Genomic DNA, 14,694 nt, shown 5'->3' on the forward strand with positions numbered 1-14,694 from the left:
GGGGGACCTTTGCTATCGCGCGGCGATAGCAAAGGTCCCCCGCTCCCCCGAGTGGTCAGGACTGAAGGCGCTCGGCTCGCCGGGTCGCCCATCGGGCAACCCTGGTCCACCTGCGTACGGCGCGTGGGCCGCTTCGAGCCCGCTGGGCGCGGACTCCCTCCTCGAGGTCTCGTATTCGGGCCCTGGACAGTTCTTCATAAAGCAACATTTCGCTGGTCTCCTCGACCTTGATCTCGTTCACTTTGGCCGGCGCGAGAGTCCGGTTACCGGTTCGCGCCTCGTAATCCCTGGTGGTGATGGGTTCGACGGTCATGCCGCAGCGCTCCGCTCGACCTTGCGCATGACGGGACGAGCCTCGGCGGCCGGCTCGACGACCGGGTTCTTCCGGGGGCGGCCACGGGGCCGCTTCCGCGCGACGACCACGCCACGCTCAAAGATCTCCCCACCCCAGACACCCCACGGCTCACGCCGTGAAAGAGCGCCCGCAAGGCAGGCCGAACGGACCGGGCAGTCCCCGCAGAACGCCTTCGCGCGCTCGAGTTCTGCCGGTGACTCGGCGAACCAAAGGTCCGCGTCGCCCGAACGGCAGGGAAGCATCGACTCAGGTGAGTCGAGGGCGTCGAGCAGGTCGACGACGCCCGCGTCGGCGAAGGGCAGGGCCTCCTCCGGCGCGAAAGCTATGGCCGATGACATGAGTGCACTCCTCTGTTCCGTGACGGATTTCGTACTGACGGTGGAACTGGACAACGCTGAACCCCAATTAGGTTGTGCAGCCAACTTGTTTGTGCAGCAAAAAACACGAAGGCCGCGGATCCGGTAACCGGTTCCGCGGCCTTCGTGAGCCTCTAGTCCTGACTAGGTCAGGAACTTCGCTCCCGTATGGACAACGGAACACGGAACTGCTTGATGACCGGCAGATCGACGCCACCGTTCACGTACGCTCCACCGAAGGCGGTAGCGTGCGCGAAGGTTTCGTCAGCGGCGATCCGGCTCAGGTCGATGCGCTGGCCGCCGCGGGCGGCGAGGATGCTCACGGGCATGAAGGCGCCCTGGCGCTGAGCCTGCGGGACTTCCGCGACGCAGGACAGACGGGTGCCGGGGTTCGTGAGCATCATCTTGATCGTCATTTCACCGGCACCACCTTTCTCTGTCGCGCGCGAACCGTCCCGCGGTCTACGCTGTGTTGTAGAAGTTCTTCCCCATCCCGGGCGCTTCCCGCGCCCGGTACTTGCAGGTTATTGCCCCCGACCATACCGGGGCAACTTATTTTCCAGAAAAACCGTCGAAGCTACGAAGATCGGCTCTGAGCAGCGGGTTCGCCGCGTGGATCAAGCCTGGGGCGCGGTCAAGACTCCACCGAAGCCCGCACGACGTCGAGAACCTCCGCTCCGAAGCGTTCGAGCTTCGTCGCGCCGATCCCGGAGATGGCGCACAGCGCTGTGTCATCGGTCGGCCGCTGTTCGGCGATGGCGACCAGCGTGGCGTCCGTGAAGACGACGAAGGCCGGCACCTTGAGCTCACGGGAGCGCTCCCCCCGCCAAGACTTCAGCTTCTCGAGCAGCTGCTCATCCACATTGGACGGACAACGAGAGCAGCGTCCCAGCTTGATGTCCAAGGTCTCCAGCAGTGGACCGCCGCACACGCGGCATCGCGCCTTGTTGCCGGACTGCTTCGGCTGCTGCGATCGGGCGACCCTCGCCGCCGGGTGGTCTTCAGGGATCAGGCCGTACAGGAAGCGGCTGCGTCGCCGATTGCGGCGATTTCCCGACGTCCGGGCCAAGGCCCACGACAGCGAGAGGTGCTCTCGTGCTCGAGTGACGCCGACGTAGAACAGACGGCGCTCTTCCTCGATGGCGGCGTCGTCACCATCCGCGTGGAGGATCGGCATGGTGCCCTCGGCGAGCCCCACTAGGAACACGGCGTCCCATTCGAGCCCTTTCGCCGCGTGCAGCGAGGCCAAGGTGATGCCCTCCACCGTCGGCGGATGCTGCGCGCTCGCCCGCTGTTCGAGCTCCGCCACGAATCGGGGCAGATCCACGTCGTCGACGGTGGACGCCAGCTCTTCGGCCAGCTCGACGATCGACAGGAGCGCGTCCCACCGCTCTTTCGCCGCGCCTCCGGCCGGAGGCTGATCGGTGAGCCCTACTTTCGCGAGCACGGAGCGGACCCTGGTCACCAGCTCGCCGGTGTCCGCGTCGGTCGACGCCATCCGTAACGCGGACATCGCCTGCCGGACCTCGGCCCTCGCGAAGAATCGTTCGCCGCCGCGGACGAGGTATGGGATACCTACCTCCGCCAACGCCTGCTCGTAGGCCTCTGACTGGGCGTTGACCCGGTAGAGCACCGCGATCTCGCTGGCCGCCACCCCGCCGTCGAGCAGATCCCGGATCCTGCGTGCGACAGCGGCGGCTTCGGCGGTCTCGTCGTCATATTCGGCGAACCGCGGGACGGGCCCCGAAGGACGCTGGCCGACGAGCTTCAGCCTCGACCCCGCAGGACGTCCCCGCGCGGCGCCGATCACCTGATTGGCGAGAGCGACGACCTCGGGAGTCGAGCGGTAGTCCCGCTCGAGCCTCACGACCGTCGCCTCGGGGAACCTGCGCGTGAACTCCAGCAGCGGTCGGGGAGAAGCACCGCCAAACGAATAGATGGTCTGGTTGGCGTCGCCGACCACGGTCAAGTCGTCGCGGCCGCCGAGCCACGCGTCGAGCAGCCGCTGCTGCAGCGGGGTGACGTCCTGGTACTCGTCGACGACGAAGCAGCGGTAGCGTTCGCGGAACTCCTGGGCCACCATCGTGTGCTCCTCGAGAACGGCGGTGGTGTGCAGGAGCAGGTCGTCGAAGTCGAGGACCTGGGCGGCGTTCTTGACCTTCTCGTAGTTGCGATAGACCTCCGCGACCTGCGACGCGGGTGCGGGTGTGTCCCGCTGCGTGCGCGCGGCGACGGCCGGATAGTCGTCCGGCGACACCAAAGAGGCCTTGCTCCACTCGATCTCACTGGCGAGGTCGCGCAGGAGTTCCGTCTCGGTGCCGAGACCGGCCTTGTTGGCGGCTTGACTGACGTAGCGGAACTTGTTCTCGAGCAGCTCCCATGGCCGATCCCCGACGACCTGGGGCCAGAAGTACCGGAGCTGACGTCGAGCGGCAGCGTGGAACGTGAGCGCCTGGGCGGCGTCGACACCCAGGCCCCGAAGTCGCGCGCGCATCTCGCCCGCGGCGCGGGTCGTGAAGGTGACTGCGAGGACCTGACCGGCGGCGACATGCCCGGAACGGACAAGATGGGCGATACGGTGCGTGATCGTCCGCGTCTTGCCTGTCCCCGCTCCCGCGAGGACGCAGACCGGTCCCCTCGGCGCGCAGGCGGCGGCGCGTTGCTCGGGATCGAGCCCATCGAGCAGGCCTGGACGACTCTTCGGGGACGATGCGCTAACCACACTCCGATCCTCGCAGAGGGCCCGACAGGATCGACGCAGGGCACGCGGCCGTATCCTGGTCACATGGCGGGAAAGCAGGACAAGGAAGCAGCGAAGCTGGCCAAGAAGGAGAAGCGCGCCGCGAGCAAGGCTCGCCGCGGGCAGATCTTCGAAGCCTTCAAGATGCAGCGCAAGGAAGACAAGGCGCTCATCCCCTGGATGGCCGGATCGCTACTGGTCATCACTGGTGTCGTCTTCGGCATCGGGTTCATCTTCGACGTCCACTGGGTGGTGCTGCCCCTGGGCATCCTGCTCGGCGCACTCGCCGCTGTGATCATCTTCGGCAGGCGGGTCCAGAAGACCGTGTACTCGAAGGCCGACGGACAGCCGGGTGCCGCGGCCTGGGCACTCGAGAACATGCGAGGCCGCTGGAAGGTGACGCCGACCGTGGCGGCCACGACCCAGCTCGACGCCGTGCACCGAGTGCTCGGCGGCCCGGGTGTCGTGCTCGTCGCCGAGGGTGCGCCGCACCGCGTGAAGTCCCTGCTCGCGCAGGAGAAGAAGCGGGTGTCCCGCTTGATCGGCGAGACCCCGATCTACAACGTGATCATCGGGAACGAAGAGCAGCAAGTGCCGCTGAAGAAGCTGCAGGGCTACCTCATGAAGCTCCCGCGCAACCTCAAGCCCGCCCAGGTCGACGCGCTGGAAGCGAAGCTAGCCGCCCTCGGCAGCCGGGGCGCCGCGATGCCCAAGGGCCCGATGCCCGCCGGCGCGAAGATGCGCAACGTCCAGCGCACCATCCGCCGCCGCTGACCCAAACGAGAAGCAGGGGTCCTTTACTACCGCTCGCGGCGTAGTAAAGGACCCCTGATCCGTCTTCGGACGAAAACTGTCGGTGGGTGGTCGCATGATCACTGTGTGGACGGAATCCCGAGCGTCTTGCAGAAGACGCTGGCAGCGATGTTCCCGGACGGTGTGGCCGCCCGGGCGGAACTTGTCGCCTTGGGGCACTCCCACTCCTGGATCTCTCGCCGTTGCCGCGAAGGCGGCCCATGGCGACGTCCAATTCCCGGCGTCATTCTCCTGACCGACGCCACGCCGACGATGCGTCAGCTTCTGAAGGCCGCACTGAGCCACGCGGGCCCGGAGGCGATGCTCACTGGAGTCCAGGCGGCCCGGTTATATGGAGTCCGAAGACTTCCGCCGGAAAGACGGGCTCACACCTTGATCCCCCACCGGAGCAAAGTCGCCACCTGGGGATTCGCCGTCGTCGAACGAACGATCCACCTGCCGGAACCGGTGAAGATCGACGGACTGCCGGTCGCTCCGCTCGCCAGGGCCCTGATCGACGCGGCTCGGCGTATGGAAGAACTCCAGTCCGTGCGGGCGATGATCCACGACGCGGTCCATCGCGGACTCTGCACTCCAGAGGAACTACGAGAGGAGCTGGCGCAGGCAAGCACGATCGGCTCGGCACTCCCCCGAATCGTTGTCGGCGCCCTCCAAGACGGCGTCGACTCGGCCGTCGAGCAATGGCTGGAGACCGTACTCGAGCGTAGCGGGTTGCCCAGGCCAGCGCGGAAAGCCGTGTTACGGACGCCGGACGGACAGGGGGTCATCGGTGTCGCCGACGCCTGGTGGCCAAAGGCCGGTGTCGCCATGCAGATCCGCTACGACGAGGTCACTCTCGATCCGGGCAGCCCGTCGGAGACACCCGCTTTGGCCGCCGCCGGTCTCATCGTCGTCCGGGTAAGTCCGGCGCGGCTCCGAGACCAGCCGCTGGTAGTGATCCAGGAACTGCGGGCTGCTCACCGGCGTGCTCGTCAACGACCGCCTCCGGAGCTCAGCAGCGATCCTGCGGCACCCGCCGCCTGACACACGCCGTGCCGGGGGAGAGCAAAGGTCCTTTGCTCCCCCAGCCGAGGTCATCGCATCCGGATCACGACGGTTCCGGTCAGCCTGTCGAGCCAGCTTCGGCCGTCGATGTTGCGGAACGCGGCCGGGAGGATCACGAAGGTCAGTGCCGCTCGCACGACGGCTCGCCACGCTCCGACCATTTGCCCGCCGTCGAGCCTGGCGACACGGATTCCGACCGCCGCCATCCCAGGTGTGAAGCCGAAGAAGGTCGCGGGAATGACCGTGATGACCACCCAGACGCCCACCGACCAGAGGTTGAACGTCTGCATGACGGCCGGGTCCTGGAAGCTCGGCTTAACGAAAAGGGCGGTGACCAACGAGGCGAGGACCAGGTCGATGATCAGCCCCAGGAGACGCGGCCCACCGCTCGCCACGGACCCGACACCCGATTGGGGCAAGCCGAGTCGCTCACCGCGCCATCGCTGCGTACCCTCGCCACCGGCCGTCGTTCCGTCCCCGGCCCCGGGCAGCCATTCTCCGGTCCATCTCGCCACCCATCCAGGGTATGCCGGTGGCGCGGGACACATTCGCCCTGGTCGGCTACCCGATATCGCCGCCCCGTTAACACCGGCGAAACATACGGGTGACGGTCGGGCAACACCGCGCTCTTAGCGTGAGCCGAAGAGAGTACTGCCGCCGGCAACGAACGAGAAGGAGTCACCGAGGGTGCCCACTACTCCAGACGACATTCAGCGCCTTATCGCCGACGAGAACGTAGAGGTCGTCGACGTCAGGTTCTGCGACCTGCCCGGCGTTATGCAGCACTTCACCGTTCCGGCGAAGGCGTTCAACGAGGAAGCCTATGAAGAAGGCCTGGCCTTCGACGGTTCCTCGGTGCGTGGTTTCCAGTCGATCCACGAATCCGACATGCTGCTCCTCCCGGACCCCGAAACCGCGCGTATCGACCCGTTCCGCAAGGCGAAGACGCTTTCGCTGAACTTCTTCGTGCACGACCCGTTCACCCGCGAGGCGTACAGCCGCGACCCGCGCAACATCGCGCGCAAGGCCGAGCAGTACATCTCCGAGTACGGCGTCGCGGATAACGTGTTCTTCGGCCCGGAGGCCGAGTTCTACATCTTCGACTCGATCCGGTTCGACTCCGCCGAGCACGCCTCGTTCCACGAGATCGACTCCGTCGAGGGCTGGTGGAACACCGGTGCCGACGTGCCGGGCGGCAACCAGGGTTACAAGACGAAGTTTAAGGGCGGCTACTTCCCCGTCCCGCCGGTCGACCACTTCGCCGACCTGCGCGACGAGATCGTCAGCAAGCTGCAGGGTTCCGGTTTCGAGATCGAGCGCGCGCACCACGAGGTGGGCACCGCCGGTCAGACCGAGATCAACTACAAGTACAACACGCTGCTGCACGCCGCGGACGACCTGCAGCTGTTCAAGTACATCGTGAAGAACACCGTGTTCGCCGCCGGCAAGACCGCGACGTTCATGCCGAAGCCGCTCGCCGGTGACAACGGCTCGGGTATGCACTGCCACCAGTCGCTGTGGAAGGACGGCACGCCGCTGTTCCACGACGAGTCGGGTTACGCGGGGCTGTCGGACACCGCCCGCCACTACATCGGCGGCCTGCTCAAGCACGCGCCGAGCCTGCTGGCGTTCACCAACCCGACCGTCAACTCGTATCACCGGCTCGTTCCGGGCTTCGAAGCGCCGGTCAGCCTGGTGTACTCGCAGCGGAACCGGTCGGCTTGTGTCCGTATCCCCATCACGGGCAACAACCCGAAGGCCAAGCGCGCCGAGTTCCGGTGCCCGGACTCGTCCGGCAACCCGTACCTGGCGTTCTCGGCGATGATGATGGCCGGTCTCGACGGCATCAAGAACAAGATCGAGCCGCCGGAGCCCATCGACAAGGACCTCTACGAACTCCCGCCGGAGGAGGCCCAGAACGTCAAGCTCGTTCCTGGCGACCTCGGCGCGGTCCTCGACACGCTGGAAGCCGACCACGACTACCTGCTCGAAGGTGGCGTGTTCACCCCCGACGTGATCGACACGTGGATCTCCTACAAGCGTGAGAACGAGATCGACCCGCTGCGGCTGCGCCCGCACCCGTACGAGTTCTCGCTGTACTACGACGTGTAAGTCGTGCGGTAGCAACACCAAGAGCACGCCGGTGGTGAGGTGCGGAAACGCCCTCACCACCGGCGTTTCTTTTGGTCCGGCGGCGCGGCTACTCCGAAGTGGAGAGGACCTTCAGGTCGACACCCGCCCGCTCGATACGGCCGCGTGGGTCGTCCACCAGCTTGCGTCGCTCGAGATCCATCAGCCCCAGGGTGCACGTGATCTCCGCGGAGAGAGTTCCGTCGACCTTGTAGATGTTCGAGTCCATGTGGAAAGTCTTACCGGTGCCGAATTTGGCGTCACAGGTCACGTCTACGACATCACCGGCTCGAAGCTCCCGCCGGAACACGATGTGGGACTCAAGCAGGACAAAGGCGAGATTCGCGTCTCGCATGCCTGAGTTGAGGCCACCGGCGAGCTCCATCAGCTCGAGTCTGGAGACCTCGCCGTACGAGTGGTAGACAGCGTGGTTGAGATGGCCAAGAGTGTCCAGCTCGTAATGGCGCACCTTGATCCGGGTGCGAAACGGCTCGCGCACAGTCACCGGTCCACTGTAAGTGCCGCTCTCCGTCCACGACGCCCAAGTGTGAGCAAGGGACCTTTGCTATCGCCTCGTCCACGCGCGGCAGGCGATAGCAAAGGTCCCTTGCTCACTCCCCGCAGATCAGAGCGGTCAGCCCTGGTAAAAGAGCGTCTCCACCACAGCGTGAGCACGCCGCGTCGTCCGCCGGTAGGCGTCGAGGAACTCGCCGGGATCGTCATCGGCGGAGTAGCCGAGTACCCGGGCGACCGCGGCGAGATCGCGGCCGGAGCTGGGGATCTCATCGACGGCTTTACCCCTGACCAGCATCCCGGCGTTCCGCACACGCGTCGCCAGTAGCCAGGCCTCGGTCAAAGATTCGATCTCGGCGGGCTCAGCGAGCCCGGCTCCCACGGCGGCCTTCAGCGCCTCAATCGTCGATGTGGTCCGCAGGCCCGCTATTTCGTGCCCATGGCGCAGTTGCATGAGCTGCACAGTCCACTCCACGTCCGCGAGCCCGCCGCGGCCGAGTTTCGTGTGCCGGGTCGGGTCCGCCCCCTTGGGCATCCGCTCGGTCTCCACGCGCGCCTTGATCCGCCTGATCTCGCGCACTCGAACCGCGTCGAGCCCCGCCTTGGGATAGCGAATGGGGTCGATCATCTCGATGAACCGCGCGCCCAGGTCGTCATCACCGGCGATGAACCGGGCACGGAGCAGCGCCTGCGATTCCCAGACCTCTGCCCACCGCCCGTAGTAGCTGCGATAGGACTCCAGCGTCCGCACCAACGGCCCGCTCCGGCCCTCCGGGCGGAGATCGGAGTCAACGACCAAGGCCGGGTCGGTGCTGGGCGCGCCAAGCATCTTACGAACCGTTTCGGCGACCGAGGAAGCGAACTTCGCTGCTTCAGCGTCGGACGCCCCTTCGTCCGGCTCGCATACGAAGAGGACGTCCGCATCGGAGCCGTACCCGAGTTCGGCCCCGCCAAGTCGGCCCATGCCGATGACGGCGATCTTCGCGAGCGTCCGGCCGAGTTCTGCCTGACGCTGGCGATAAGCAGCGGCCAAGGCCCCCTGCAACACAGCGACCCACACACTCGACAACGCCTCGCAGACCGACGGGACGTCGAGCAACCCCAGCAAGTCGGCCGACGCGATCCTCAGCATCTCGTGCCGCCGCAGTGATCTCGCGGCGGTCACCGCGGCGTTCAAACCTGGCTGCCGGCGAACCGCGGCCCGCAGCGAAGTAGCCACTTCCGCGGGAGTGCGACCGGCCAGCCGCGCGGGGTCACCGAGCAGCTGCAGCACTTCCGGCGCTCTCGCCAGCAAGTCGGGCACCAATCGCGACGTGCCCAGCAGGAAGGCAAGCCGCTCGACTACCGCGCCCTCATCCCGAAGAACCCTGAGGTACCACGGCGTTTCTTCGAGTGCCTCCGAGACCTTGCGATAGGACAGCAGTCCTCGGTCCGGATCCGGGGTGTCAGCGAGCAGGTCCAGCAAAACCGGCAGCAAAGCCCGTTGAATGGCCGCCCGCCGGGACATTCCCGCCGTCAGCGCCTTGATGTGTTGCAGCGCTCCGTCCGGCGCGGCATAGCCGAGTGCGGCAAGGCGGCTTTCCGCTTGTTTCGTCGTCAGCCGAAGTGCTTCGGTCGGCACATTCGCGACGGATTGCAGCAGGGGCCGGTAGAAGAGCTTTTCGTGAAGACGGCGGATGCTCTGCAAATGGCGCCGAAACTCCGCCAGCAGTACATCGCCTTCGCTTCTGCCCCGGACGGACCGTACTCCGCTCGCCCTCGCGATCGTTCGAAGCTCACTGGCATCCGAAGCGGCGGGGAACAGGTGCGTACGCCGTAGTCGGCGAAGCTGGAGCCGATGTTCGATGGTCCGGAGGAACTCGTACGACGATCCGAGCTCCGCGGCATCCGTGCGTCCGACGTACCCACCCTCTCCCAGAGCGGCGAGAGCGTCCATCGTGGACGGAGATCGCAGTTCGGCGTCGATTCGACCGTGGACCAGTTGCAGCAACTGCACGGCGAACTCGACGTCGCGAAGGCCTCCTCGTCCCAGCTTCAGCTCCCGTTCGGCGTGCGCGGACGGCACATGGCCTTCGACGCGGCGCCGCATCTTCTGCACCTCGGGGACGAAATTCTCCCGATCGGCCGCCGCCCACACCTTCGGCGCGACCATCTCCGCGTACCGACGCCCGAGCTCGGCGTCGCCTGCGACCGGCCGCGCCTTGAGCAAGGCCTGGAACTCCCAGGTCTTGGCCCACTTTTGGTAGTAAGCGGCATGCCCGTCGAGGGTCCGGACCAACGCGCCCGCCTTGCCCTCCGGCCGCAACGCCGCGTCGACCTCGAAGCAGGCCTTGCCGACTACACGCATCATCGTGCTGGCCAGCCGCGTCGAGACCGAAAGATCTCCGTCGCCGACGAAGATGACATCCACGTCACTCACATAGTTCAGCTCACGACCGCCACATTTGCCCATCGCGATCACGGCCAACCGGCCTTCGACACCGGCGCCTACTTCTGACTCCGCGACCAGTAGCCCGACCGACAGTGCGGCCTCGGCCAGCTTGGTGAGCTGAGCCCCGATCTCGGCATAGGGCGGCTGGTGGAGGCCGGGTTCAACGAGATGGCCGAGGTCGGCCGCCGCGATTCCGAGGAGTAACTCGCGGTAGCCGACGCGGAGGGCCTGCTCTGACTCGAGCTCGGTGAGCAGTTCGCCTTCCGGTCGCAAATGGTCGAGGAGTCGGCTCACGTACTGATCCGGATTAGTGCTCTTCTCGACTTCGAGGGTCTTCCAGCAATCGGTGTTGGCGACCAGGAAGTCCGCGAGCGCGCTCGATGTGCCCAGAACACCGAGCACCCGGCCGCGGAAGGTGCGGTTCGCCCGAAGCGCCTGGTCGAGCGCAGTCCAGGCGGCAGGGTCGGCTTCCCTGATCCGGTCGAGCGCGCTCAAGGCGAGATCGGGGTCCGCCGCACGGGAAAGCGCGGACAATACGTCGGCCGCGGAGCTGTCCGGGCCGGATTCGGTCCACCAACCGGCAGCACGCAGCTGCCCGTCGGCTCGGGGGTCGGTGAAGCCGTATCTCGCCACGGAAGCGGTCGGCCTAGTGCGCTCAACCATCGGCTTCCACCGTAGTCGCCGTTCCGCCCGTGACCAGGTGGACGCGCAAGGAAGCAGGGGACCTTTGCTATCGCCGAGTGGAGGCGATACCAAAGGTCCCCTGCTTTCCTAAGCGGCGATCTTGCCGTCTTCCTGCTCAGGAACGGTCGAGGCGGGAGTGGTGAAGCTGCCAGCGTTGAGTGGGCTTCGCCGCGAAAGCAGGTAGATCCCGATTCCGATCACCAGACCCGCGACACCGACGGCGATGGTGCCGACGGTGCCAGTTGAAGTGACGAGACCGGCCGCGGCTCCGACGATGGCCGCCGCCGGAAGTGTGAACAGCCAGGCGATCACCATGCGGCCGGCTGTGCGCCAGCGGACCGGCGCCTCACTCCTGCCTACACCGGATCCGACAATGCCACCCGAGCAGACGTGGGTCGTCGAAAGGGGAAAGCCGAAGTTCGTCGAGGCGAGGATGACCGCCGCCGAGCTGGTTTGTGCCGCGAAGCCCTGCGGACCATCGATGTCTGTCAGCCCTTTGCCCAGCGTATAGGTGATTCGCCAGCCACCCAGGTACGTGCCGAGCGCCAACGCCAGCGCCGCGCTCACGATCACCCAGAGCGGCGGTCCGGCGCCGGCGGGCAGTGTTCCGGCAGTGATCATCGTCAGCGTGATGACACCCATGGTCTTCTGCGCGTCATTAGTGCCATGGGCGAGCGAGACGAGCGAAGCCGAGATGATCTGTCCAACGCGGAAACCGGCAGTACGCCCCCGGCGGACGAAGATCCGGTAGACGAAGTACGTCACGATCATCGCGACGAGGCCGGCGAGGACCGGTGACAGGGCAGCGGGGACGAGCACCTTCTCGACGATCTTTCCGAAGTGGACCGAGTCGGTTCCGGCCGACACCCACGTCGCGCCGATCAAGCCACCGAACAGTGCGTGGGACGAACTGGACGGCAGTCCGACGAACCACGTGACCAGGTTCCAGACGATCGCCCCGACCAGACCGCCGAAGACGATCGCCGGGCCGATCTTGGTGTCGTCGACCAGTCCATTCGAGATGGTCTTGGCCACTTCGACGGACAGGAACGCTCCGACCAGGTTCAGGACCGCGGAGATCGTCACCGCCACCTTGGGGCGCAGCGCCCCGGTGGCGATCGACGTCGCCATCGAGTTTGCCGTGTCATGGAACCCGTTTGTGAAATCAAAAATTAGGGCCGTGACGACGACGAGCACGACCAACACTGAGGGCTCCACTCCGGCCTCCGAACCCTTCGAAACTCCCTTCGCAAGGTACCTGACCCCAAGACCAGAGCGTTAACGACCCATACACATTTGAGACATGATTCGTTAAGCCATCGGCAAAGTCCGTTGACGTTGCGCAGCGGGGGCGAGGTCGCCGGACACCAGTCGGACGAAACGATGCGCGAACGGTCGCCAGGTCTCGGTGATATCGGCATGCACTTGAGCAAGATTTTCCGGGGTCAGTGCGTCCAGCCGGGTGAGTTCCGCCATCTCCGGCGACTGCCTCGTCCAGTCGAGGACGATGTCCGGTGTTGTCTCGATATGAAACTGGACACCGTAGGCACAACGGTCGAATCGGAAGGCTTGGTGGGGATACCGCGGCGACGAAGCGAGAAGTTCAGCGCCTGCGGGCAGCTGACTGATGGCATCGTTGTGGAACTGCAGAACATCCTGCATAAGCGGGAGATCCGCGAAGAGCGGATCTGTCCAAGCTGCGTCCTTCTTGGACACCAGCCCCGGGCCGACTTCGGGTCCTTGATCGCCTGTCACGACGACTCCACCCAAGGCCGTCGCTAGAAGCTGCCCGCCCAGGCAGATCGCGAGCGTCGGGACGCGAGCGGCGACCGCGTTCACAAGCAGCTTCCGCACGTCCGCAAGCCATGGATGGGCGGCGTCATCGTTCGCACCCATCCCCCCACCCAGGCACACGACGCCCGCGTATCCATCAAGACCGATGGGAAGACCCTGATCGGGCAGCAACCGGATGTCGAGCTCGGCCCCTGCCTCGGTGAGCCAGTCGCCGAGAGGGCCGATCGGATCTGATTCGTCTGGCTGGATGACGAGCAACTTGGGAGCGGTCACCTCCCCAGCCTACGACCGCCGGGAGAGCAGGGGACCTTTGCTATCGCTCGGGAGGGGCGGGAGCAAAGGTCCCCTGCTCCCTTCTTGCCTTGGTCAGCAGGCGCAGCGGGGAGGGGACGTGGAGGCGGCGGAAAGGTCGGGGGTGTCCCGGTCAACGGCGTAGCCGGCTGCCTGCCAGGCCCTGATTCCACCGGACAGGCGTTTGACCTTGAAGCCGAGTTCCGCGAGCTTCAAGGCTCCCTTGGTCGCGGCGTTGCAGTGGATGCTCTCGCAGTAGCAGACATAGACGAGGTCGCGATCGAGTTGGCTGACCGACTCTGGGGTCAGATCCCGGTACGGGAGATTGATCGCGCCGGGGATGCGAGCCAATGCAAAAGCTTCGGGAGCCCGCGTCTCGACGACCACGTAGCCGAGCTGAGTACCGGCAGTGAGATCGCGGACCAGGTCGTCGGGATCCACTTCGAGGGCGAGTTCGGCGCGAAGGTGCGCGGCCGCGGTCGCACTGTTGAGGGCCGGGAACGTCAGAGCGCGGGATTCGGTTGTCATATCTCAATCGTGCTGACCAGTGATCAAGCAGGACATCGGAGAATCCAGGTGTTGCCGCCCGTTAGCCTGGAGATTCCTGGCTGGCACGACGATCCACCTGGAGTTCCGTGAACCTCGATGATCTCGACTGGCAGCTACTCGAACTGCTCCAGTCCAATGGGCGGCTGACCTTCTCGGAGCTCAGCCGGCGGGTGTCGCTGTCCGCACCCGCAGTGACCGAGAGTGTCCGAAGGCTCGAGGAGAACGGAATCATCACTGCGTACCGCGCCAGCGTCGATCAGACGAAGCTCGGGCTACCCATCGAGGCGATAGTTCGAGCCAAGGTAAGGAGCCTGGACACCGCTCGCTTCCGCGAGACCATTCTCCCGCTGCCCCAGGTACTCGACGCCGACCACGTCACGGGCGACGAGTGCTGGCTGGTGCGGGTCGCCTGCCGGAACACCGCGGAGTTGGAGGAGCTCGTAGAGCGGATGCAGCGCTATGGGGAGACGACGACGTCCCTGGTCTTCTCGTCGCCGGTCCGTCGGCGAGCGGTCGGCCGACGAGGCAGCTGAACGACCGCGGCGAAGAGAGCAAGGGACCTTCGCTATCACCGGGCGGAGTGCAGGTATGAGAACGCGAGATTCTCCCTGCTCTAACCTCGTCAATCCCGTGCCTGAGCCCGTACCTCACGTGCCCAAGCCCGTATCTCGCGTGCTCAGGCAGCGAACTTTCGTGTTGGGCGCGTATCTCGCGTGATCAGATGGACGGCACCTGTGATCAGGCGGCCGACACTGGTGATCAGATGGACGACACCGGTGGTGGGTTGGACGGCACGGCACCGTGATACCCGCGGCGTCGTGTTGTCCGTCTGATCACGTGTGTTGTCCGTGTGATCACTGGTGTTCGTCGGTCAAGCACACGGGTCGCGGGTGGTGGGTATGGACAAAAAAACAGTCCAGGCCCCGGGAGAACCGGGGGGTTCTCTACCGGGGGCCTGGACCCTTGTTTCAATGTTAGTCCGGCGGTGTCCTAC

The 14,694-nt window shown here is 65.7% G+C and carries 14 protein-coding genes; 4 read left to right on the forward strand and 10 right to left on the reverse strand.

What is annotated here, in order from left to right:
* Positions 1 to 55: 55 nt before the first annotated feature.
* The 4 genes from BS329_RS45070 to BS329_RS40970 all read right to left on the reverse strand — a co-directional run bounded on the left by BS329_RS45070 (position 56) and on the right by BS329_RS40970 (position 3,433).
* Positions 56 to 313 (reverse strand): hypothetical protein, encoded by a 258-nt coding sequence (locus BS329_RS45070; protein ID WP_076168926.1) that lies wholly within the window; start codon positions 311 to 313, stop codon positions 56 to 58.
* Positions 310 to 693, reverse strand: a complete 384-nt coding sequence (locus BS329_RS40960) for a WhiB family transcriptional regulator (RefSeq protein ID WP_076168927.1) — start codon at positions 691 to 693, stop codon at positions 310 to 312. The genes BS329_RS45070 and BS329_RS40960 overlap by 4 nt, the downstream gene beginning before the upstream one ends.
* Before the next feature lie 167 nt (positions 694 to 860).
* On the reverse strand, positions 861 to 1,127 hold the full coding sequence (locus BS329_RS40965) for a hypothetical protein (protein WP_076168929.1): 267 nt from the start codon (positions 1,125 to 1,127) through the stop codon (positions 861 to 863).
* A 218-nt stretch (positions 1,128 to 1,345) separates the two neighbouring features.
* On the reverse strand, positions 1,346 to 3,433 hold the full coding sequence (locus tag BS329_RS40970) for an ATP-dependent DNA helicase UvrD2 (protein WP_076168930.1): 2,088 nt from the start codon (positions 3,431 to 3,433) through the stop codon (positions 1,346 to 1,348).
* A 63-nt stretch (positions 3,434 to 3,496) separates the two neighbouring features.
* On the opposite strand from BS329_RS40970, the gene BS329_RS40975 reads away from it, so the two are divergent.
* Entirely contained in the window at positions 3,497 to 4,225 is a 729-nt protein-coding gene (locus BS329_RS40975) for a DUF4191 domain-containing protein (RefSeq protein ID WP_076168932.1), read from the forward strand.
* Between the two features lie 411 nt (positions 4,226 to 4,636).
* Positions 4,637 to 5,287, forward strand: a complete 651-nt coding sequence (locus BS329_RS40980) for a hypothetical protein (RefSeq protein ID WP_244197499.1) — start codon at positions 4,637 to 4,639, stop codon at positions 5,285 to 5,287.
* A 50-nt stretch (positions 5,288 to 5,337) separates the two neighbouring features.
* On the opposite strand, the gene BS329_RS40985 is transcribed toward BS329_RS40980, so the two are convergent.
* A complete protein-coding gene (locus BS329_RS40985; RefSeq protein ID WP_244197500.1) occupies positions 5,338 to 5,823 on the reverse strand; it encodes an RDD family protein in 486 nt (161 codons plus the stop codon).
* Between the two features lie 172 nt (positions 5,824 to 5,995).
* On the opposite strand from BS329_RS40985, the gene glnA reads away from it, so the two are divergent.
* Positions 5,996 to 7,420 (forward strand): type I glutamate--ammonia ligase, encoded by a 1,425-nt coding sequence (gene glnA / locus BS329_RS40990; protein ID WP_076168933.1) that lies wholly within the window; start codon positions 5,996 to 5,998, stop codon positions 7,418 to 7,420.
* Between the two features lie 88 nt (positions 7,421 to 7,508).
* Here the strand turns inward: glnA and BS329_RS40995 are convergent, their stop codons facing one another.
* From BS329_RS40995 to BS329_RS41015, 5 genes are all read right to left on the reverse strand, one after another.
* Positions 7,509 to 7,943 carry an acyl-CoA thioesterase gene (locus BS329_RS40995; protein ID WP_020633826.1) on the reverse strand — a complete coding sequence of 145 codons (435 nt, stop codon included), beginning with the start codon at positions 7,941 to 7,943 and terminating at the stop codon, positions 7,509 to 7,511.
* 129 nt (positions 7,944 to 8,072) lie between these two features.
* Positions 8,073 to 11,045, reverse strand: coding sequence for a bifunctional [glutamine synthetase] adenylyltransferase/[glutamine synthetase]-adenylyl-L-tyrosine phosphorylase (locus BS329_RS41000; RefSeq protein ID WP_076168935.1), 2,973 nt, complete (start codon positions 11,043 to 11,045; stop codon positions 8,073 to 8,075).
* A gap of 108 nt (positions 11,046 to 11,153) precedes the next feature.
* A complete protein-coding gene (locus tag BS329_RS41005; RefSeq protein WP_084750873.1) occupies positions 11,154 to 12,272 on the reverse strand; it encodes an inorganic phosphate transporter in 1,119 nt (372 codons plus the stop codon).
* A 105-nt stretch (positions 12,273 to 12,377) separates the two neighbouring features.
* Positions 12,378 to 13,133 carry a type 1 glutamine amidotransferase gene (locus BS329_RS41010; RefSeq protein WP_076168938.1) on the reverse strand — a complete coding sequence of 252 codons (756 nt, stop codon included), beginning with the start codon at positions 13,131 to 13,133 and terminating at the stop codon, positions 12,378 to 12,380.
* A 93-nt stretch (positions 13,134 to 13,226) separates the two neighbouring features.
* Positions 13,227 to 13,679 carry a rhodanese-like domain-containing protein gene (locus BS329_RS41015; RefSeq protein WP_076168940.1) on the reverse strand — a complete coding sequence of 151 codons (453 nt, stop codon included), beginning with the start codon at positions 13,677 to 13,679 and terminating at the stop codon, positions 13,227 to 13,229.
* Positions 13,680 to 13,786: 107 nt separating this feature from the next.
* Here BS329_RS41015 and BS329_RS41020 point away from each other — a divergent pair, with 107 nt between their 5' ends.
* Positions 13,787 to 14,233: an Lrp/AsnC family transcriptional regulator gene (locus BS329_RS41020; RefSeq protein ID WP_076168941.1), complete on the forward strand. Its 447-nt coding sequence runs from the start codon at positions 13,787 to 13,789 to the stop codon at positions 14,231 to 14,233.
* Positions 14,234 to 14,694 lie beyond the last annotated feature (461 nt).

Origin of the sequence: Amycolatopsis coloradensis, from assembly GCF_001953865.1 — a bacterium.
GTDB lineage: Bacteria > Actinomycetota > Actinomycetes > Mycobacteriales > Pseudonocardiaceae > Amycolatopsis > Amycolatopsis coloradensis.

Excerpts from the sequence above, each read along its gene's own strand:
- BS329_RS40975 (WP_076168932.1), top strand. The coding sequence starts at position 3,497 with ATGGCGGGAAAGCAGGACAAGGAAGCAGCGAAGCTGGCCAAGAAGGAG.
- BS329_RS40960 (WP_076168927.1), bottom strand. The coding sequence starts at position 693 with ATGTCATCGGCCATAGCTTTCGCGCCGGAGGAGGCCCTGCCCTTCGCC.
- BS329_RS41015 (WP_076168940.1), bottom strand. The coding sequence starts at position 13,679 with ATGACAACCGAATCCCGCGCTCTGACGTTCCCGGCCCTCAACAGTGCG.
- BS329_RS40965 (WP_076168929.1), bottom strand. The coding sequence starts at position 1,127 with ATGACGATCAAGATGATGCTCACGAACCCCGGCACCCGTCTGTCCTGC.
- BS329_RS45070 (WP_076168926.1), bottom strand. The coding sequence starts at position 313 with ATGACCGTCGAACCCATCACCACCAGGGATTACGAGGCGCGAACCGGT.
- BS329_RS41000 (WP_076168935.1), bottom strand. The coding sequence starts at position 11,045 with ATGGTTGAGCGCACTAGGCCGACCGCTTCCGTGGCGAGATACGGCTTC.